The following is a 21,875-nucleotide window of genomic DNA, read 5'->3' as shown; positions in this document are numbered from 1 at the left end:
ATTATTTAGTTTTAAAATAAATCCTTGTTGATAGTAGTATTTAATTCTTCGCCGGATAAAGCCAATTTTTTCTTCAATTCATTAACCTGAATATTAGCCTGATTATAACTTTCCATAAAATCTGTAAATTCTAATAAGCTGATATTTCTTTTTTGGAAATTGGTTAAGATTCCGTTATAAACCGCTTCAAAGTCTGAGTTTACAGTTGGTTTTATAACCGCATAGTTTTTTCGGGATTCATCCCATTTATTCCATGCCGATGTGATTTCGGTTTCCAGTTGAAGATTAAAATTTTGCTTTTCTACTTTAGATTGGGCTAAAACGGCCTGAGCATTTTTGATATTTCCTTTGTTTTTGTTCCAAAGCGGCAGCGGAATTCCAACAGAAATATTAGCTTCATTATTAAATGCACCGCTTCGCTGATCATAATTAGCGCCCAAAGTGATATCTGGAACAGAAAGCGATTTTTGCCATTTTACATTCAGTTCATTAGCTTCAATTTCTTTTTGTTTGGCTAAATAATCCGGACGATTGGCAATTGCTTCATCTTCAAAAGATTTTAGATCAAAAGGAATTATTTTTAAGTATTTATTAAAATCGTCTTTTGAAACATCCGGAATAATAGTTTCGGTTGAATTTAGCAGTAATTTTAAATTTGCCTGCTCTTCAATGCTGTTGTTAACTACTTCCATTCGTTCGTTCTTAAAGTTTAGATACAGAGACTGTAAACGCACAACATCTCGCAGAGGTATATTTCCTTTTTGAGCCTGAATAGAGTAGGAGTTTATTAAATCTTCAATATGAACCAATTGTTTATCAGTTATTTCAAGACTTTTTGTGTTGTAATAAACGGTGTAAAAACTTTGGCGCAGCTGCAGTTTTAATGTTCTTAATAAATCATTAAACTGAAGTTCTGCTAATTGTTCGTTAGTTTTTGCCAGTTTAACTTCATTACGTTTCTTTCCGCCTAAATAGATTAACTGTTCGATACCAAATACTTTTTGTCCTTGCTTACCAATGTCAAAAAACTTATCCCTTTCAGGATTGTATGCATTTAATTCTGCAGTAAGGTTTGGATTATCCCATATTCGGGCCTGAATGGTCATGGCTTTTGCGGCATCAATATTATAATGAGAGGCTAGCAAAAAAAGATTGTTTTTTAAAAACTGGCTCTCACAATCTTGAAGAGTGACTGTTTTTTGAGCCATAACTACCTGATTAAAAAGTACAAGTAATAATAATGCATATAGTTTTCTCATTGTATCTATTTTATTTTGTACAAATATGCTATTGGCAGACTTTAAGCGGGCTTAAAATCTACCTTAAAATTAGCTTAAAATAAAATATTAATGAAAGAATAATTGGAATAAATTTACATTATCTTCTGGTGTAGTGTAAGTTATGTGAGATTTATGAAGTTTTAAGATTCTGTTTACAATACGTAATCCCAATCCAAAACCAGATGTACCTTTAGAATTTTCACCTCTCATAAAAGGTTCAAAAAGATTTTTTTGTTCGCTTTCGCTTAAAGTTTTTCCAGTGTTTAGAATAGAAATAATAAGATGATCTTCCGGTGCGCTTATTTTTAATAAAGCCTGCTGATTATCTGAATAAACACAGGCATTTTTTAAAACATTAATTACAGCAATTTCCAAAAGGTTTTTATTTCCTTTTATTTCCAGAGCTGTGTCTAAATTTTCGCTTTCTTCAATTTCAAATAAAATAACAAAATCAGGAAAGCTTTTCTTTAGATTTTCAATAGCCGAGAAAAGAATCTCATCCATTCTGTGAATTTCATTGTCTTCATTATTTTTATTGGTATCAATTTTAGATAATATTAATAATGAGCTGATTAATTCAGTTAAATGATTGACATCGGATAAAATTGCAGTTAGAAAGTTTTTTCCTTTAAGAGATGTCGTCGAATCGGCTATAGTATTTTCGATTTGTGCAGTAATTCTCGATAAAGGAGTTCTTAATTCATGCGAAGCATGAGCCGTAAATTCTTTCTGTCTTTGATAGGAAACTTCAATTCGGTCCATCATGAAATTAAACTCGTTTGCAATTAAGTCAATTTCGTCTTTATTGCTTTTTGATTCAATACGAGTATCAAGATTGTTTTCGTTGATATTTTTAATTTTTTGATGAAATAATCCAAGAGGATTCATTGCTTTTCTAACCATAAAAGAAGTTAGAACCCAGCAGAGACATGTAAAGAATATATAGGATACAACTAATGTATATCTTAAAAAAAGCAGTTTTCTTTTTCCATAATCATCCGTAGCAGAAATTAAAGCATAAAAGTCTTTGTCTTTAGTATCATAAAAAACGCCGTAAACTTCATAATCGCCTTGTTGTTTGAAAAAGGTTTTATGTTTTTTAAGATATTTTAAATCTTCAACAGACCAATTAATTTTTGCATCATCGATACTGCTGTAAATAAGTTTAAAATGTGAATCAAAAACTAAAGTTTTCTCATCATATAATTTATTGATTGAGTTTTGGTCAATCATTTTAAGCAGCTGTTCATCAACTTCTTTTACATCAACCAAAAGTTTAATATTAGAAAGAGCTTTAATTTCAAGACGTTCACGAAATTCTTCTTTTCTAAAATTAGAATATAAAACAAATATCACAGTCGATGCCAATCCAAAAAGAATTGTGAACAAAAGACTTACTAATAATGATATTCTGTTTTTTAAAGTCATTCCTCGTTACTTAAATAATATCCGTAACCAATTTTGGTTTTTATGAGTTTTGTTTCGTGATCTTTATCGATTTTTTTCCTAAGAAAATTTATATAAACTTCAATCGTATTTTGATTGGTTTCAATATGATAATCCCAAAGTTTCTCAGCAATAAATTGTTTAGATAAAACTTTTCCTTTTGCATGAGCTAAAATTAGAATTAGCTTAAACTCTTTTGGAGTCAGCTTAATTTCTTCACCAGAACGTAAAACTTTCATTTCATCTTCCAGAATTTCTAAATCTTCAATAATGATTTTTTTTTCTGTTTGCTGAGGAATTTCTTTTCTTCTAAGCAATGATAAAATACGGGCATATAATTCTTCAAAATGAAAAGGTTTAACCAGATAATCATCAGCACCACTGTCAAAGGAAGCCAGTTTATCTTCAATTTCACTAAAAGCCGTCAGCATTATAATTGGCGTTTTTTTATCAATTTCACGAATACCTTTGCAAACCTCAATACCATTTATTCCCGGAACATTAATATCCAGAATTATTAAATCATATTCGTAGGGAAAGTATTTTTTAAGCAGTAAAGATCCATCATAATACGGTGTACACTCGAATTGTTTAGTGGTAAAAAAAGCCGATATTTCTTTAGACAAAGTAAAATCGTCTTCGAGCAGTAATATTTTCATTCTTTGAGGAATTAGAAAATCCGGCTATTTTTATAAACAGCCGAATTTAGCATGAAAGTGCTTTTATTTGAAATAAGAGAATGTTTCGTTATTCTCAATTTTCAATAAGGACTCATAAATCAATTGAATTACATTTTCAACATCATCTCTATGCACCATTTCTACAGTAGTATGCATGTATCTTAAAGGAAGAGAAATTAATGCCGAAGCTACACCGCCATTGCTATATGCAAAAGCATCAGTATCTGTACCCGTTGCACGAGAAGTAGCATGACGCTGGAAAGGAATTTTCTTTTCTTCTGCAATGTCTACAATTAAATCGCGAAGTTTATTTTGGATTGCCGGAGAATATGCAATAACTGGTCCTTTACCCATTTTTAAATCACCTTCGACTTTTTTATCAATCATAGGTGTAGTGGTATCATGACAGACATCAGTAACAATAGCAATATTTGGTTTAATTGTATGAGCGATCATTTCTGCACCGCGAAGACCAATTTCTTCCTGAACAGAATTTACTATATACAAACCAAAAGGAAGTGTTTTTTTGTTTTCCTTTAATAAACGAGCAACTTCGGCAATCATAAAACCGCCCATTCTGTTGTCTATCGCACGGCACACAAATTTGTTTTCATTCAAAATCATAAATTCATCAGGATAGGTAATTACACATCCCACATGAACTCCCATTGCTTCAACCTGTTCCTTAGTTTCACATCCTAAATCAATAAATATGTTGCTCAATTTTGGGATTTCCTCCTTGTCTCTTAAACGTGTATGAATTGCAGGCCATCCAAATACACCCTTTACGATCCCTTTTTTGGTATGAATATTTACTCTTTTTGAAGGTGCAATCTGGTGATCAGATCCACCGTTTCTAATTACATATAATAAACCATCATCTGTAATATAGTTAACATACCATGAAATTTCATCAGCATGTCCTTCAATAACAACCTTAAAAGGAGCATCAGGGTTAATAACTCCAACTGCTGTACCATATGTATCAGTGATAAAAGTATCTACATAAGGTTTTAAATAATTCATCCAAAGTTTTTGCCCTTCGCTTTCGTAACCAGTCGGCGAAGCATTATTTAGATAGCTTTCCAAAAAAGCTATAGAGGTATCAGTTAAGATAGATTTTGTACTCATAAAAATATTTTTGCGCTAATTTATAAATTTGGTATCAGAGTTGTGTATAAATATATAATTTTACATCTAAATTAAGACTCCATGAGATTTACCTGTTGTATTTTATTTTTATTATTTATTTCATATACTAGTGAAGCCCAAGTTACTCCAAAAGAAAATCAAGAAATGGGGTATATTTTAACTGAAAAAGATTCAATTCTAAACGATACAATTCAATTGCCCGAAATTATTATTTCAAAAGGTGAGAAGATGAGTGCCGAAGAATTAAAGCAGTTTCAGATTTTACAGATGAGAGTTTATAAGGTATATCCGTATGCAAGACTTGCAGCAGATAGACTAACAGCTTTAAATAATGGAATGGCCAGATTAAAAACGAGCCGTGAAAAAAAGAAGTATTTCAAAATTGTAGAAGACTATCTTAACAACGAATTTGAAGACAGACTTAAAAAGCTTTCCAGAAAACAAGGGCAGATTCTTGTAAAGTTAGTACACCGCCAAACCGGAAAAACTACTTATGAGTTAATAAAAACTCTAAAAAGTGGTTTTAAGGCCTTTGTGTCAAATACAACAGCAAATTTATTTGATATAAGTTTAAAAACAGAATACAAACCTTTTGAAGTTAACGAAGATTATTTAATAGAAACAATCCTTGTCCGAGCATTTGAATCCGGACGGTTAGTAAATCAGCCTTCAGCCAATCCGGTAAATTATAATAGTCTAATGACGCACTGGGAAGCAAAAGCTAAAGAGATCAATAAAAAATAATATACTATTATATATAGGTACAACCCGACAGGTTTTAAAACCTGTCGGGTTTGTTTTTTTATACATATTATAAGATTAGAAAAGTATACTATATTATATAAGAGTAAATATTTGTCAGGCTGAGCGTAGTCGAAGCCATAGTTTTTGGATTTTGGAATTTTTAGATTAGAATTTTGAATATAATAAGGAGCAAAATCCTGCTATTTGTTTCAATCTTTTTTTTTAAAGAAAAAAGCAAAACTATCGGGGCTGGGAATGAGTTTTCAGAAGAAATTCTGGATTTGCAAAGACGATTTGAGAATAAAGAAGAAGAAAACTGAGCGTCAATGTCTTTTCGGGATTAAAATAACATCAAAAAGACGGCTTAAAGACTGAAAACTCCGCAAAATCGGCAAGCCCAAACCTGCATAAAGTACGAAATCCACATGCAAATCAAGAAAAACCTCACAGTTATTTAAAAAAGTTTAAAATGTAAAGATGCTGTTATGAGTTAGTTAAGAAAAAGTTTTAAAAAAGATTGAAATTATATAAAGAAAAGGCTTGTAAATGTAAATAAAGGTGGTACTTTTGCATCCGCAACAGCGAAAAACGTTCACAGAAATACTGACAGGCAATACGAATTAAAAGAGAAGAAATTTTCAAAAAAAAGATTCGAAAAAGCTTGTGGGATTTGAAAATGCTTTTTACATTTGCACCCCGCAAAACACGGAAAGTTCATTGAGAGACTGGCAGGAAAAGAAGAAAAACAGAGACGAAAAAAAAGTTTCAAATTTTTTTAAATTTTTCTTGCGAGAAACAAAAAGAAGTTTTAGTTTTGCACCCGCTTTGAGAAACAAGCGGTAAGACAAAGAAATTACGTTCGTAGACATATTGAATTGACAGCCGTTTTAACAGACATGTTAGAACAAAAGAAATAAGAGTAATAGAATCGAAAGATTCGAAATGAACCGATAGATATTCGTCGAGATATAATATTAAAATATACGATGAAGAGTTTGATCCTGGCTCAGGATGAACGCTAGCGGCAGGCTTAACACATGCAAGTCGAGGGGTAGAAGTCTTCGGGCTTTGAGACCGGCGCACGGGTGCGTAACGCGTATGCAATCTGCCTTTCACAGAGGGATAGCCCAGAGAAATTTGGATTAATACCTCATAGTATTATGGAGTGGCATCACTTTATAATTAAAGTCACAACGGTGAAAGATGAGCATGCGTCCCATTAGCTGGTTGGTAAGGTAACGGCTTACCAAGGCTACGATGGGTAGGGGTCCTGAGAGGGAGATCCCCCACACTGGTACTGAGACACGGACCAGACTCCTACGGGAGGCAGCAGTGAGGAATATTGGTCAATGGACGCAAGTCTGAACCAGCCATGCCGCGTGCAGGATGACGGTCCTATGGATTGTAAACTGCTTTTGTACGAGAAGAAACATCCCGACGTGTCGGGACTTGACGGTATCGTAAGAATAAGGATCGGCTAACTCCGTGCCAGCAGCCGCGGTAATACGGAGGATCCAAGCGTTATCCGGAATCATTGGGTTTAAAGGGTCCGTAGGCGGTTTAGTAAGTCAGTGGTGAAAGCCCATCGCTCAACGGTGGAACGGCCATTGATACTGCTGAACTTGAATTACTGGGAAGTAACTAGAATATGTAGTGTAGCGGTGAAATGCTTAGATATTACATGGAATACCAATTGCGAAGGCAGGTTACTACCAGTTTATTGACGCTGATGGACGAAAGCGTGGGGAGCGAACAGGATTAGATACCCTGGTAGTCCACGCCGTAAACGATGGATACTAGCTGTTGGGCGCAAGTTCAGTGGCTAAGCGAAAGTGATAAGTATCCCACCTGGGGAGTACGAACGCAAGTTTGAAACTCAAAGGAATTGACGGGGGCCCGCACAAGCGGTGGAGCATGTGGTTTAATTCGATGATACGCGAGGAACCTTACCAAGGCTTAAATGCAGACTGACCGATTTGGAAACAGATCTTTCGCAAGACAGTTTACAAGGTGCTGCATGGTTGTCGTCAGCTCGTGCCGTGAGGTGTCAGGTTAAGTCCTATAACGAGCGCAACCCCTGTTGTTAGTTGCCAGCGAGTAGTGTCGGGAACTCTAACAAGACTGCCAGTGCAAACTGTGAGGAAGGTGGGGATGACGTCAAATCATCACGGCCCTTACGCCTTGGGCTACACACGTGCTACAATGGCCGGTACAGAGAGCAGCCACTGGGTGACCAGGAGCGAATCTATAAAGCCGGTCACAGTTCGGATCGGAGTCTGCAACTCGACTCCGTGAAGCTGGAATCGCTAGTAATCGGATATCAGCCATGATCCGGTGAATACGTTCCCGGGCCTTGTACACACCGCCCGTCAAGCCATGGAAGCTGGGGGTGCCTGAAGTCGGTGACCGCAAGGAGCTGCCTAGGGTAAAACTGGTAACTAGGGCTAAGTCGTAACAAGGTAGCCGTACCGGAAGGTGCGGCTGGAACACCTCCTTTCTAGAGCCCGGGTGTTAGCAGTAATGCACGCTTGGGAAAAATGATGAAATTTAAAGGTTTTGAATTTTAGATTGTATTACTCTTGCTGTTAATTTAAAAAAAAATGATAAAAATTAAGTAAAACAGAGTCTCGTAGCTCAGCTGGTTAGAGTACTACACTGATAATGTAGGGGTCGGCAGTTCGAGTCTGCCCGGGACTACTTTTTAAGAATTGGCAATTAATAATTGTTGATTGCTAATTAAAAAGACTGAAAAGCTTAAAAAGAAGGAAATTCTAGAGTTGAAAGATTACGGATTACAAATAATTCCTAATTCATAATTCACAATTCATAATTAGATTGGGGGATTAGCTCAGCTGGCTAGAGCGCCTGCCTTGCACGCAGGAGGTCAACGGTTCGACTCCGTTATTCTCCACGATTTTAGTCATAAAGATTAAAGTCATAAAGTCCAAAGTGATTCACTTGGCGGCTTTTGACTTTTGATCTTCGGCTGGATAAAGTTCATTGACATATTGAGATAAGAAAATAATAAGAAAGTAGAAAGCGTTTTTTACAATTTTATTGTAAAAAACAAAAAAAAACGGTCTTGTTTTAAGTAACAAGATTGGTACAATAAGCAAAATAAGGGCGTATGGGGAATGCCTAGGCTCTCAGAGGCGATGAAGGACGTGATAAGCTGCGAAAAGCTGCGGGGACTGGCACACACAGATTGATCCGCAGGTATCCGAATGGGGCAACCCGCTATATTGAAGATATAGCACACCGATAGGTGGGCAAACCCGCTGAACTGAAACATCTAAGTAGGCGGAGGAGAAGAAAACAAAAGTGATTCCGTAAGTAGTGGCGAGCGAACGCGGATTAGCCCAAACCAGTGCTGTTACGGCAGTGCTGGGGTTGTAGGACCACGACATTTTATGCATGCAGAACCGGAAGTTACTGGAAAGTGACGCCATAGAGGGTGATAGCCCCGTATGGGTAATAAATGTAATAGATAGTGGTATCCTGAGTAGGGCGGGGCACGTGAAACCCTGTCTGAATTCGGCGGGACCATCCGCTAAGGCTAAATACTCCTGAGAGACCGATAGTGAACCAGTACCGTGAGGGAAAGGTGAAAAGAACCGTGAATAACGGAGTGAAATAGATCCTGAAACCATACGCTTACAAGCGGTCGGAGCCCTTTCGTGGGGTGACGGCGTGCCTTTTGCATAATGAGCCTACGAGTTAACGCTGCTGGCAAGGATAAGTACTTCAGGTATGGATCCGCAGCGAAAGCGAGTCTGAATAGGGCGCTTTAGTCAGTAGTGTTAGACGCGAAACCGTGTGATCTACCCATGGGCAGGTTGAAGCTGTGGTAACACACAGTGGAGGACCGAACCGGTTGACGTTGAAAAGTCTTCGGATGACCTGTGGGTAGGGGTGAAAGGCCAATCAAACTCGGAAATAGCTCGTACTCCCCGAAATGCATTTAGGTGCAGCGTTGGTTATAAAGTTATACAGAGGTAGAGCTACTGATTGGATGCGGGGGCTTCACCGCCTACCAATTCCTGACAAACTCCGAATGCTGTATAATGTTCACTAACAGTGAGGGCTTGGGTGCTAAGGTCCAAGTCCGAGAGGGAAAGAACCCAGACCATCAGCTAAGGTCCCCAAATATATGCTAAGTTGAAAGAACGAGGTTTGTCTGCCCAGACAGCTAGGATGTTGGCTTGGAAGCAGCCATTCATTTAAAGAGTGCGTAACAGCTCACTAGTCGAGCGGACGAGCATGGATAATAATCGGGCATAAGCATATTACCGAAGCTATGGATTTGCAAGTAATTGCAAGTGGTAGGGGAGCATTCTAACAGGGTTGAAGGTTTTTCGTAAGGAGGGCTGGACTGGTTAGAAAAGAAAATGTAGGCATAAGTAACGATAATGCGGGCGAGAAACCCGCACACCGAAAAACTAAGGTTTCCACAGCTATGCTAATCAGCTGTGGGTTAGTCTGGTCCTAAGGCGAACCCGAAAGGGACAGTCGATGGCCAACGGGTTAATATTCCCGTACTACTAATTACTGTGATGGGGTGACGGAGTGATGAAAGCGCCGCGAACTGACGGAATAGTTCGTTGAAGTACCTAGCTATAGGTCCTGTAGTAAAATGCGCAGGAACTGGTGAAATACGATAGTACTCGGAGTCTTCGGACAAAGAGATAGTGCGCCTAAGGGCTTCCAAGAAAAACCTCTAAACTTCAGGTAATTAGTACCAGTACCGTAAACCGACACAGGTAGTTGAGGAGAGAATCCTAAGGTGCTCGAGAGATTCATGGCTAAGGAATTAGGCAAAATAGACCTGTAACTTCGGGAGAAAGGTCGCCCTGAGCAATCAGGGCCGCAGTGAAGAGGTCCAGGCGACTGTTTATCAAAAACACAGGGCTCTGCAAAATCGTAAGATGAAGTATAGGGCCTGACACCTGCCCGGTGCTGGAAGGTTAAGAGGAGATGTTATCTTCGGAGAAGCATTGAATTGAAGCCCCAGTAAACGGCGGCCGTAACTATAACGGTCCTAAGGTAGCGAAATTCCTTGTCGGGTAAGTTCCGACCTGCACGAATGGTGTAACGATCTGGACACTGTCTCAGCCATGAGCTCGGTGAAATTGTAGTAACGGTGAAGATGCCGTTTACCCGCAGTGGGACGAAAAGACCCTGTGCACCTTTACTATAGCTTAGTATTGACCTTGGATAAATGATGTGTAGGATAGGTTGGAGACTATGAAGCGGCGTCGCCAGGCGTTGTGGAGTCATTGTTGAAATACAACCCTTTGTTTATCTGAGGCCTAACCCCGTGCTGCGGGGGACAGTGCTTGGTGGGTAGTTTGACTGGGGTGGTCGCCTCCAAAAGAGTAACGGAGGCTTCTAAAGGTTCCCTCAGTACGCTTGGTAACCGTGCGTAGAGTGCAATGGCATAAGGGAGCTTGACTGAGAGACATACAGGTCGATCAGGTACGAAAGTAGAGCATAGTGATCCGGTGGTTCCGCATGGAAGGGCCATCGCTCAAAGGATAAAAGGTACGCCGGGGATAACAGGCTGATCTCCCCCAAGAGCTCATATCGACGGGGGGGTTTGGCACCTCGATGTCGGCTCGTCACATCCTGGGGCTGGAGAAGGTCCCAAGGGTTGGGCTGTTCGCCCATTAAAGTGGCACGCGAGCTGGGTTCAGAACGTCGTGAGACAGTTCGGTCTCTATCTACTGCGGGCGTTAGAAATTTGAGTGGATCTGATTCTAGTACGAGAGGACCGAATTGGACTAACCTCTAGTGTATCTGTTGTCCCGCCAGGGGCACCGCAGAGTAGCTACGTTGGGAAGGGATAAGCGCTGAAAGCATATAAGCGCGAAACCCACCACAAGATGAGATTTCTTTTAAGGATCGTGGAAGATGACCACGTTGATAGGCTATAGATGTAAAGGCAGTAATGTCATAGTCGAGTAGTACTAATAATCCGTAAGCTTATGTACACCCTTTTCCCGGGCCGAAAGGCTCGGGAGGAAACTTTCTAAAACAAAACTTACTTTTCTTTATCTCAGTATGTTAAAATATTTGCTCGACGCAAGAGCAGTAACTAGTTAAAAGTAAATAGCAAAGAGTCTAAGCACTAATTACTATGCACTAAGCACTAATTACTAAAAACCTTAAGGTGGTTATTGCGGCGGGGCTCACCTCTTCCCATCCCGAACAGAGAAGTTAAGCCCGCCTGCGCAGATGGTACTGCAGTTTTGTGGGAGAGTATGTCGTCGCCTTTCTTTTGAAAACCCTGTTTATTAAACGGGGTTTTTTATTCTAACATTTACTTATAGAAATATAAGTAAAAAAGGTACCTTAGCTCAGATGGTAGAGCAATGGACTGAAAATCCATGTGTCCCTGGTTCGATCCCTGGAGGTACCACTTAATGCTCGGATGGTGAAATTGGTAGACACGCTGGACTTAAAATCCAGTGAACAGCAATGTTCGTGCGGGTTCAAGTCCCGCTCTGAGTACTAAAACTTCAATTAGCTTTTGCTAGTTGAAGTTTTTTTTTGGAATAAACTGAAATTTTAAATAATTAGAAATCGTAAAACAGTTTTAATCAGAAATTTTATATTTTTACTTCTGTATTTAATCTTAAATGTTAATCCAGCTATGCAAAACGTTTTTCATAAAGAAGATTGCGATCAGTTTATTAGTAGAATCAATCAGCTTAAAACAGATTCTCAGCCTCTCTGGGGGAAAATGTCAGTTGACCAAATGCTGGCTCATTGTAATGTTACTTATGAAATGGTTTATGATAATATTCATTCTAAACCAAATCTTTTAATGAGACTTTTGTTGAAACTTTTAGCTAAAAAACAAGTAGTCAGCGAAAAACCTTATCCAAGAAATCTTGGCACAGCTCCACAGTTTATTATTAAAGGAGATTGTAATTTTGAATTGGAAAAAAACAGACTGATTTCTTATATTATAAAAACACAAGAATTAGGGGAAAATGAATTTGAAGGTAAAGAATCTCTTTCTTTTGGTAAACTAACTTCTAAAGAATGGAATAATATGTTTGCTAAACATTTGGATCATCATTTATCTCAATTTGGTGTTTAACCTAAATTTATTTTATGAGAGTTTTTTTAGTTTTATTTTTTATGTTTTTGGGATTTTATTGTAATGCTCAGAAACAAGAAGTTCAAAAATGCATCGAGACATTTTTTGAAGGATTCCATCAAAAGGATTCTATTAAAATGAAATTGGTTTGTTCTGATAAAATTATCTTGCAGTCTATTAGTGAAAATCCTTTAAAAGGAAATAAACTATCTAATGAAATGGCTAAAGAGTTTTATAAATCAATTGCGTCAATTCCTGCAAGTATGAAATTTCAAGAGAAAATTTTGAGTTATAATATTCAAATTGACGGTTCGATGGCTCATGTTTGGGCTCCGTATGAATTTTATTTAAACGATAAATTAAGTCATGCAGGAGTAAACACTTTTACATTATTTAAAGAAAAAGATTCCTGGAAAATTATTTACCTGATTGATACACGTAGAAAATAATCTAATTTTTTAGTACAACAATGTTATAATACAAGCAGATTTCTGTTAAAAGACATTCTTCACACTTTGGTTTTGGTCTGCAGATTTCACGACCTAAAAATGAAATTGCCATTCCAATTTCTGACCAAATACTTTTTGGTAAAGCCTGCATTAAGTCTTTTTCGACTTTATTACCATCTTTAGATTCCTTTATTATTCCAATTCTAGGTGCAACACGAATTACATGTAAATCGGCAATAATTCCTTCAGCCGGCTGTTCAGTTTCTCTTAAAATTACATTGGCAGATTTTCTTCCAATTCCTTTCAAGGCGGTCAAACCAGACATTGTTAAAGGAATATCATTATGATTTTGAATGGTGTGTGCAATTTCTAAAAGCCATTGAGCCTTAGTCGGATAATTACGTACTTTGCTTATGTAAGAAATAAAAGTATCAATATCAGCTTTTGACAGACTTTTCAAAGTTGGATATTTTTCAAATAAAGCAGGAGCAATCTTGTTGATATTGGCATCAGAATCCTGTGCAGATAAAACAACCATTACCAAAAGCTGATATGTGTTTTGATAATCTAAAGGATGCTTTTTGTGCTTGTATTTTTTTAAAATGGGTTTTAATTTAGTTTCCCAATTTTCAGTTTCGCCAAACAAATCCATCTTATACTTTATTTAATGTTGATATTGAAATAGTTATCTATAAAGTTAATTGATTTTAATGAATTCTAATATCTTTTTTATAACAATTTGATTTCCAAGTATTTTTCTGTGTCCTAATCCATCGGTTAAAAATAAAGAGCCGTTTTCCAGATTTTCATATATATGAATTCCTGCTTTAACAGAAACTTCAGGATCATCATTGTCATGTATTACCAATACAGGAATTTTAATTTTTTGTGCAGCGCGGTAAGCCGAAAAGTCATCCATTTTCAGTTTATACAAATCTTCAAAAAAGATTCTCAGTCGGCTGCTGTATTCATTATTGAGTTTTAATTTAAAAATAAATTCATCTAAAATATCCTGCACAATATCTCCGCTTCCAATTATAACAGCTTTATTTACTTTTAAACCGTCTTTGACAGCATTTAATACCGACATACCGCCTAATGAATGTCCAATTGCAAATTCAAAAGGCCCAAATTGTTTTTCAATTTCCAGAATAGAAGCTATAAACTCAGACATTATCGTTGTTTTTCCCTGTGATTTTCCATGTGCCGGAGCATCAAAACTAATTGTTGAATAACCATTTGCTAAAAGTTCATCGGCTATTTTAAATAACTGTGTTCCTCTGCCAGACCATCCATGAACCAACAATACTTTGCGTTCACTTTGACCATAATGATAAGTTACAACACTTTTATTAATGGCGGGAACATGAACATTTTTTTGAATGCTTTTACGATCCATTTCAAACTCACGTTTGGGAACTTTATGTTTTATTGGTGTTGTAAATATTCTTGCTGCGAATTTTGTTGCCAATTTTGTGGATACAAATGCGCAAATTTTGGCAGATATTATAATTATCTGTGGAATTTTTAATGATTTAGTAGGATTAATTGCCTTTTTTGCCATTTCAATAAAACTTATTTAGAAGCTGAACCTTGCTTATTTTTTTGCTAAATTTAGAAAACATAAAAGTAGCATATTAATGATTGTTTCTTAAAAATAATCACAAATTAATTCTAAATGGAAATATTTCATATTAGTGCAGAATGTTATCCAATGGCTAAAGTTGGCGGCTTGGCCGATGTTGTAGGCGCTTTACCCAAATATCAAAAAAATGCAGGAAATGATGTAAGAGTTGTTGTTCCGGCTTATGATACGAAATTTAGAAAAGAGAATAATTTTGAATGTGTACATTGGGGAACGGTTAAATTGGGAAATTTTAATTTTCCGTTTAGTGTTTTAAAAGAAAGTTCAGATAAATTAGGTTACGAGTTATATCTTATAGAAATCAACGAATTATTTAATCGTTTAAATGTTTATGGTTATGAAGATGATATTGAACGATTTTTATCTTTTCAAATTGCGGTTTTAGATTGGATTATTGCACGAAATAAAGTTCCTGAGATTATTAACTGCCACGATCATCACACCGGATTAATTCCATTTTTATTACAATTTGCTTATAAATATGAAAGCCTGAAAGATGTAAAAACTGTTATAACAATTCATAATGGATTGTATCAAGGATGGTTTGGTTTTGATAAGCTGTATTATTTACCAGAATTTGATTTAAAACATATTGGGTTTTTAGAGTGGAATAATTGCATTAATTCACTAGCTGTTGGTGTAAAATGTGCAAATGCTGTAACAACAGTTTCTCCGAGTTATTTAAATGAAATTAATTACAGTGCAAATGGTTTAGAGTCTTTGTTTAATTCTGTTCGAAATAAATCAAAAGGTATTTTAAACGGAATTGATATTGAAGTTTGGAATCCGTTAAAAGATCAAATGATTGCAGATAATTATTCAATAGAAAACTTTGAAACTGGGAAACAGAAAAATAAAGAAAAATTGTGCGAACAGTTTGAACTCGATCCTTCGAAACCATTGTTTAGTTTTATAGGACGTTTGTTTGAAGAAAAGGGAGGTGATTTACTCCCGCAAGCTTCTGCACTAGCATTATCAGAGCATTTTGAAGAGATCAATATTTTAATTCTAGGCTCAGGAAATACTGAAATAGAATCACAGTTAACCCAGCTGCGTAATGACTACAAAGGGAATTACAATGTTTTTATTGGTTATAACGAAGAATTAGCACATTTGATTTACGCAGGTTCAGATTGTATTTTAATGCCTTCAAGAGTAGAACCCTGTGGTCTTAATCAAATGTATGCGATGCGATACGGAACGATTCCGATTGTTAGGAGAACTGGAGGATTAAGAGATACGGTTATTGATTTTGGGGATGATGGAAACGGAATCTGTCACGATCAGGCTTCGGTGGGAGATATTTGTTATTCAATAAACCGTGCGGTTAAATTGTATGACGATAAAATAAGTTTTAATACCGTTTTAAGACGAGGAATGGCAGCAGATCATTCCTGGGAAAGAGTGTGCCAAGAATATATCGAAATATACAACTTAATAATTCAGTAAAAATGAAATTTAAAAAGAAAAATGTAGTTGCCATTATTTTAGGAGGAGGACAGGGATCACGTTTATTCCCGTTAACAGAAACAAGATCAAAACCGGCTGTTCCGATTGGAGGAAAATATCGCTTGGTCGATATTCCAATTTCGAATTGTATCAATTCTGATATTTTTAAAATATTTGTGTTGACACAGTTTAACTCTGCATCTTTAAATGCACATATTAAAAACACTTTCAATTTTAGTATTTTCAGTCAGTCATTTGTCGACATTTTGGCAGCAGAACAAACTCCTGATAATCCAACCTGGTTTCAGGGAACTGCCGACGCTGTAAGGCAATGTATGTCACATTTTTTGAAACACGATTTCGATCATGCCTTGATTCTTTCAGGAGATCAGCTGTATCAAATGGATTTCAACGAAATGCTGGAAGCACATATTGCTGCTGACGCTGAAATTTCGATTGCAACCCTGCCTGTAAATGCTAAAGATGCTCCGGAATTTGGAATTTTAAAAACCGATCATGAAAATAATATTCATGCTTTTATAGAAAAACCAGATGCTTCATTACTTCCTGAATGGGAATCTGAAGTAAGTGAACAAATGCAGGAAAAAGGAAAAAAATATCTTGCTTCAATGGGAATTTATATTTTCAATAAATCGCTGTTAGAAGAATTAATGACGGATCAGGAAACAAAAGATTTTGGAAAAGAAATTATTCCGCAAGCCGTTGGAAAACACAAAATATTAAGTTATCAATATGAAGGTTATTGGACAGATATTGGAAACATTGAATCATTTTTTGAAGCCAATATTGGTTTAACTGCAGATATTCCTGAATTTAATTTATTTGATAACGAAAATAAAATTTTTACACGACCAAGATTATTACCGCCTTCTAAATTTAGAAACTCCATTATCAATCAATCTTTGATTTCTGAAGGATGCATTATAAATGCAAAAGAAATAAAAAGTTCAGTAATTGGAATTCGTTCAAGAATTGGAGAAGGAACAGTGCTTGAAAATTGTTATGTAATGGGGAACGATTTTTATCAGGATTTAGACGAATTGAATCATGACAGCAGTATTAACAAAACTCATGTTGGTATTGGTGAAAATTGTTTTATTAAAAATGCACTGATAGATAAAAATGTGCGTATTGGGAACAATGTTCACATTAGCGGCGGAAAGCATTTAGATAATTTTACAAATGAATTATACAGTATTAAAGACGGAATTGTTGTAATTAAAAAAGGAGTTACTTTATCAGATAACTTTAGAATTGAATAATTTTTAAATTTCAATATCAATATCAATATCAATATCAATATCAATATCAATATCAATATCAATATCAATATCAATATCAATTTTTGCCTTAAAAACCAAACATGACTAAAGTAATCGTACATTCTCTATTTACCGATTTTGATATAGATTTATTCAAAGCGGGAAAACACTTCAAATTATATGAAAAATTAGGAGCACATTTAATTGAAGTTAATGGAGTAAAAGGCGTTTATTTTGCCGTTTGGGCTCCCACGGCACAGTCGGTTTCGGTTGTTGGCGATTTTAATTACTGGACAGATGGTGAACACAATTTAAATGTTCGCTGGGATTCTTCTGGAATTTGGGAAGGATTTATTCCCGATATTTCAAAAGGAGCTCTTTATAAATATAAAATTCAATCGAGTATAAATGGTGTAATTACTGAAAAAGCAGATCCTTTCGCCCTTTTCTGCGAAAAACCACCGCATACGGCTTCTGTCGTCTGGGATTTAGACTATAAATGGAAAGATGAAAACTGGATGCAGAACCGCCAGCAGCATAACGCTTTAAATAAACCGTATTCTGTTTATGAAGTTCATTTAGGTTCTTGGAAACGAGCAGATCATAACAGGTTTTTAAGTTATTTAGAATTGGCAGATGATCTGGTAAAATACGTTAAAGAAACCGGTTTTACACATGTAGAATTTATGCCGATTATGGAATACCCTTATGATCCTTCATGGGGTTATCAGTTAACAGGATATTTTGCGCCGACTTCGCGTTTTGGGAAACCTCAGGACTTTATGGTTTTGGTTGACAGGCTGCATCAGGAAGGAATTGGAGTGATTCTGGACTGGGTTCCGTCACATTTTCCAGATGATGCGCATGGTTTAGGTTATTTTGACGGTTCTCATTTATATGAACATCCCGATAGAAGAAAAGGCTATCATCCGGATTGGAAAAGCTTGGTTTTTAATTATGGAAGAAATGAAGTCCGTGCTTTTTTAATCAGCAATGCTGTTTTCTGGCTTCAAAATTATCATGTAGACGGATTAAGAGTAGATGCTGTGGCCTCTATGTTGTATCTTGATTATTCTAGAAAAGAAGGCGAGTGGGAAGCCAATATTTTTGGGGGGAGAGAGAATTTAGACAGTATAAGTTTTCTTAAAGAATTTAATGAAGTTATTTATGCTAATTTTAATGGAGTTCAGACTATTGCAGAAGAAAGCACTTCATTTCCTATGGTTTCCAGACCAACCTTTACCGGAGGTTTAGGTTTTGGAATGAAATGGATGATGGGCTGGATGCACGATACTTTAAAATATTTTCAAAAAGAAACGGTTTATAGAAAATACCATCAAAACGATTTGACGTTTTCGATGACCTACGCTTTTACCGAAAACTTTATGCTTCCGTTTTCTCATGACGAAGTTGTTTACGGCAAACAATCTCTAATTTATAAAATGCCGGGCGACGAATGGCAGCGATTTGCTAATTTGAGATTATTATATGGCTATATGTTTACGCATCCCGGAACTAAATTATTGTTTATGGGGGCAGAATTTGGTCAAACCGGCGAATGGAATTTTGAGCAAAGTTTAGACTGGCATTTACTGCAATATGATTTTCATTCTGGAATAAAGAGATTAATTACAGATTTAAACCAACTATATAAAACTCAACCTGCATTGTATGAAAAGCAATTTACAGGAGATGGTTTTGAATGGATAAATTATTCAGATCATCAAAATGCGGTTTTATCTTATATCCGAAAAGGAAATAATCCAGATGAAAATGTGGTTGTAGTTTGTAATTTCACGCAGGTAATACGAGAAAATTATAGAATTGGAATTCCTAAAAAAGGAAAATTAGAAGAAATTTTTAATAGTGATGCTTCTATTTATGGAGGAAGCGGTATAGTAAATGGAAAATCTCTAAAAATCGAATCAATTCCGTATGACGGCAGGGAATTTTCGGCCGAATTAATTTTACCGCCATTAAGTGTAACGGTATATTCTTTCAGTTAGAAAAAATCTTACAATTATTTTTAGAAGTGCTTTTTTGTCATTTTATCGATTATAAATTATCGATATTTCGATTTTTTGAGCTGTAATTTAATTCTCAGCCAGAAAAAACGTTTTCGTGAATAAACCTTTTATTCATAGTGCTTTACTAACTTTTTTCGTATGTTTGAAATAGAGATTATTGTTATAATTAATTCATTGGCGATATGATTACAAACACATCATTAGAATATAAAGGCGATTTATATCCATCTAAAATCGTTTCTTATGAACATGAAGGCGATTCGATTTTTTTTAATACAGATAACAAAGTAATCTTAAAAGTCACTATTCTCAGGGACAGTTTAATTCGATTTCGATTTACTACAAAAGGGTATTTCAGCAACGATTTTTCGTATGCAATTGATAAAACCCAGCTTCATGGTTATAATTTTCTGGAACTTACAGAGCAGGAAACTTATTTTGAAATAAGAACCAGTAAAGTAAAATGTAAAATTCAAAAAGCAGATTTACGCCTTTCAATTTACGATTTAAATGATTTTCTAATTCTTGAAGACGAACTAGGTTTTCATTGGGAAGAAAGCTACGAATATGGCGGGAATATCGTAAAAATGAGTAAATTTTCTAAAGACGGTGAATGTTATTATGGTCTTGGGGATAAAGCAACTCAAATGAACCTCAAAGGCAAAAGAGTTGAGAATTTTGCAACAGATCAATATGCTTACCAAAAAGATCAGGAACCTTTATATAAAGTAGTTCCATTTTATATTGGTCTGCATAACAAACAATCTTACGGAATATTTTTTGACAATACATTTAGGACTTTCTTTGACTTTTGTCAGGAAAGAAGAAATATAACAAGCTTTTGGGCAGAAGGCGGCGAAATGAATTATTATTTCATTTACGGGCCTCAAATGCAGGATGTTGTAACAACTTACACTGATTTAACTGGAAAACCAGAATTACCGCCGCTTTGGGTTTTGGGTTATCACCAATGCAAATGGAGTTATTATCCTGAAAGTAAAGTAAAAGAGATTACTTCAAAATTTAGAGAACTTAAAATTCCCTGCGATGCTATTTATCTGGATATTGATTACATGGATGGTTTTAGATGTTTTACATGGAATAAAAACTATTTTCCAGACCCCAAAAAAATGGTCACTGAATTAGCTGAAGATGGTTTTAAAACAGTTGTAATTATAGATCCGGGAATTAAAATTGATAAAGATTACTGGGTTTATAAAGAAGCTTTAGAAAAAGATTATTTCTGCAAAAGAGCCGACGGACCTTATATGAAAGGTAAAGTATGGCCGGGCGAATGTAACTTTCCAGATTATACAAACCCCTCTGTTAGAGAATGGTGGGCTGGATTATTTAAAGAATTAGTTTCGGAAATAGGCGTAAAAGGAGTTTGGAATGATATGAATGAACCTGCCGTAATGGAAGTTCCAAATAAAACATTTCCAATGGATGTCCGCCACTTCTACGATGGAAATCCTTGCAGCCACAGAAAAGCACATAATATTTATGGAACACAAATGGCAAGGGCCACCTATCATGGTGTAAAACGTTTTACTTATCCAAAACGTCCGTTTGTAATTACAAGATCGGCATATTCTGGCGCACAGCGCTATACATCATCATGGACAGGTGACAACGTAGCAACCTGGGAACATTTATGGATTGCTAATATTCAGGTGCAGAGAATGTCAATTTCGGGAATGGGATTTACTGGTTCTGATATAGGAGGATTTGCAGAACAGCCAACGGGAGAATTGTATGCACGCTGGATTCAGCTTGGGGTTTTCCATCCATTTTGCAGAACACATTCATCCGGAGATCATGGAAATCAGGAACCGTGGGCTTTTGATGAAGAAGTAATTACTATTACCAGAAAATTTGTCAGCCTTCGTTATCAATTATTACCTTATTTATATACCATGTTCTGGCAGTATATTGAAGAAGGAGTTCCAATGCTAAAACCGCTTGTTTATTACGATCAGGACGATACACAAACGCACTACAGAAACGATGAATTTATTTTTGGAAACCAAATTTTAGTATGTCCAATACTTGAACCTAATGCTGTAGGCAGACGTATGTATATACCTAGAGGCGAGTGGTATAATTACTGGACAAATGAACTTTTTATTGGCGGAAGAGAAATCTGGATTGATACCAAATTTGATGAAATTCCGGTTTTTGTAAAAGCGGGAGCAATTATTCCAAAATATCCCGTGCAGCAATATGTGGGCGAACTTGAATTTGATGAATTAACTCTTGATGTTTACTACAAAAATGGTAAAGAACAGTCAGCTGTTTATGAAGATGCTCAAGACGGTTACGATTATAAAAAAGGACGTTACAGCTATTTATCGTTACGAAATATTGGAAAAGAAAAAGAACTTATTATCCAGCTTCACAAAGAAGGAAAATATACAACTCCGTACACGAAATACAAGATCAATCTTATTGGACTGCCATTTAAAGTTACAGGAATAGAAATTGATAATGAAAAAATTGAGTTTGATAAAGTTAGTTTCGAATTAAATAATTTCTTAATTGTTGATAAAGAGTTTAATGAACTTCATATTGTAGGAGAGTAAGTAAAATTCTGTTATTTTTTTGATTAATTGTAT

At 35.9% G+C, this 21,875-nt stretch carries 13 protein-coding genes, 4 tRNA genes and 3 rRNA genes; 14 read left to right on the top strand and 6 right to left on the bottom strand.

Translation table 11 applies throughout. From position 1 onward, the window contains the following. Positions 1-11: 11 nt before the first annotated feature. The 4 genes from PQ462_RS12445 to PQ462_RS12430 form a co-directional block, all read right to left on the bottom strand. A complete protein-coding gene (locus PQ462_RS12445; RefSeq protein WP_012024794.1) occupies positions 12-1,259 on the bottom strand; it encodes a TolC family protein in 1,248 nt (415 codons plus the stop codon). An 87-nt stretch (positions 1,260-1,346) separates the two neighbouring features. Further along, positions 1,347-2,708, bottom strand: a complete 1,362-nt coding sequence (locus tag PQ462_RS12440) for a HAMP domain-containing sensor histidine kinase (protein WP_274250155.1) — start codon at positions 2,706-2,708, stop codon at positions 1,347-1,349. After that, the gene (locus tag PQ462_RS12435) at positions 2,705-3,385 is read right to left on the bottom strand and encodes a response regulator transcription factor (protein ID WP_274250154.1); all 681 of its coding nucleotides are present in this window, start codon (positions 3,383-3,385) and stop codon (positions 2,705-2,707) included. Before PQ462_RS12435 ends, PQ462_RS12440 begins: the two co-directional genes overlap by 4 nt. A gap of 63 nt (positions 3,386-3,448) precedes the next feature. After that, a complete protein-coding gene (locus PQ462_RS12430) occupies positions 3,449-4,537 on the bottom strand; it encodes a M42 family metallopeptidase (protein WP_274250152.1) in 1,089 nt (362 codons plus the stop codon). Between the two features lie 81 nt (positions 4,538-4,618). Between PQ462_RS12430 and PQ462_RS12425 the strand changes: the two genes are divergently transcribed. From PQ462_RS12425 to PQ462_RS12380, 10 genes are all read left to right on the top strand, one after another. Next, entirely contained in the window at positions 4,619-5,302 is a 684-nt protein-coding gene (locus PQ462_RS12425) for a DUF4294 domain-containing protein (protein WP_274250150.1), read from the top strand. Between the two features lie 983 nt (positions 5,303-6,285). Next, positions 6,286-7,799, top strand: a 16S ribosomal RNA gene (locus PQ462_RS12420). A gap of 126 nt (positions 7,800-7,925) precedes the next feature. Continuing rightward, positions 7,926-7,999 (top strand) — tRNA-Ile (locus PQ462_RS12415). Positions 8,000-8,139: 140 nt separating this feature from the next. Beyond that, positions 8,140-8,213: transfer RNA gene (locus PQ462_RS12410), tRNA-Ala, on the top strand. 195 nt (positions 8,214-8,408) lie between these two features. Beyond that, positions 8,409-11,292: ribosomal RNA gene (locus PQ462_RS12405) — 23S ribosomal RNA — on the top strand. Between the two features lie 175 nt (positions 11,293-11,467). Continuing rightward, a 5S ribosomal RNA gene (gene rrf, locus PQ462_RS12400) occupies positions 11,468-11,577 on the top strand. The 16S, 23S and 5S rRNA genes sit together here with 4 tRNA genes alongside, the layout of an rRNA operon. A 70-nt stretch (positions 11,578-11,647) precedes the next feature. Then, positions 11,648-11,720: transfer RNA gene (locus PQ462_RS12395), tRNA-Phe, on the top strand. 6 nt (positions 11,721-11,726) lie between these two features. Continuing rightward, positions 11,727-11,812: transfer RNA gene (locus PQ462_RS12390), tRNA-Leu, on the top strand. A gap of 142 nt (positions 11,813-11,954) precedes the next feature. Continuing rightward, positions 11,955-12,407 (top strand): DUF1569 domain-containing protein, encoded by a 453-nt coding sequence (locus PQ462_RS12385; protein WP_274250148.1) that lies wholly within the window; start codon positions 11,955-11,957, stop codon positions 12,405-12,407. A gap of 14 nt (positions 12,408-12,421) precedes the next feature. After that, on the top strand, positions 12,422-12,856 hold the full coding sequence (locus tag PQ462_RS12380; protein WP_274250146.1) for a nuclear transport factor 2 family protein: 435 nt from the start codon (positions 12,422-12,424) through the stop codon (positions 12,854-12,856). Position 12,857: 1 nt separating this feature from the next. Here the strand turns inward: PQ462_RS12380 and PQ462_RS12375 are convergent, their stop codons facing one another. Together PQ462_RS12375 and PQ462_RS12370 are read right to left on the bottom strand one after the other, a co-directional pair. After that, the gene (locus PQ462_RS12375) at positions 12,858-13,508 is read right to left on the bottom strand and encodes an endonuclease III domain-containing protein (protein WP_274250144.1); all 651 of its coding nucleotides are present in this window, start codon (positions 13,506-13,508) and stop codon (positions 12,858-12,860) included. A 45-nt stretch (positions 13,509-13,553) separates the two neighbouring features. Then, complete coding sequence (locus PQ462_RS12370) at positions 13,554-14,420, bottom strand: alpha/beta hydrolase (protein ID WP_274250142.1); 867 nt, start codon at positions 14,418-14,420, stop codon at positions 13,554-13,556. A 114-nt stretch (positions 14,421-14,534) separates the two neighbouring features. Here PQ462_RS12370 and PQ462_RS12365 point away from each other — a divergent pair, with 114 nt between their 5' ends. The 4 genes from PQ462_RS12365 to PQ462_RS12350 all read left to right on the top strand — a co-directional run bounded on the left by PQ462_RS12365 (position 14,535) and on the right by PQ462_RS12350 (position 21,842). Continuing rightward, the gene (locus tag PQ462_RS12365; RefSeq protein WP_274250139.1) at positions 14,535-15,950 is read left to right on the top strand and encodes a glycogen synthase; all 1,416 of its coding nucleotides are present in this window, start codon (positions 14,535-14,537) and stop codon (positions 15,948-15,950) included. Between the two features lie 2 nt (positions 15,951-15,952). Further along, on the top strand, positions 15,953-17,233 hold the full coding sequence (locus PQ462_RS12360; protein WP_274250137.1) for a glucose-1-phosphate adenylyltransferase: 1,281 nt from the start codon (positions 15,953-15,955) through the stop codon (positions 17,231-17,233). 101 nt (positions 17,234-17,334) lie between these two features. After that, positions 17,335-19,239: a 1,4-alpha-glucan branching protein GlgB gene (gene glgB / locus PQ462_RS12355; RefSeq protein WP_274250135.1), complete on the top strand. Its 1,905-nt coding sequence runs from the start codon at positions 17,335-17,337 to the stop codon at positions 19,237-19,239. Positions 19,240-19,442: 203 nt separating this feature from the next. Beyond that, positions 19,443-21,842 (top strand): glycoside hydrolase family 31 protein, encoded by a 2,400-nt coding sequence (locus PQ462_RS12350; protein WP_274250133.1) that lies wholly within the window; start codon positions 19,443-19,445, stop codon positions 21,840-21,842. The last annotated feature ends 33 nt before the right edge of the window (positions 21,843-21,875 follow it).

Origin of the sequence: Flavobacterium sp. KACC 22758, from assembly GCF_028736135.1 — a bacterium.
GTDB lineage: Bacteria > Bacteroidota > Bacteroidia > Flavobacteriales > Flavobacteriaceae > Flavobacterium > Flavobacterium johnsoniae.
Note: the sequence above shows the minus strand (reverse complement) of the source record. Positions and strands in the feature narration are given on the sequence as shown.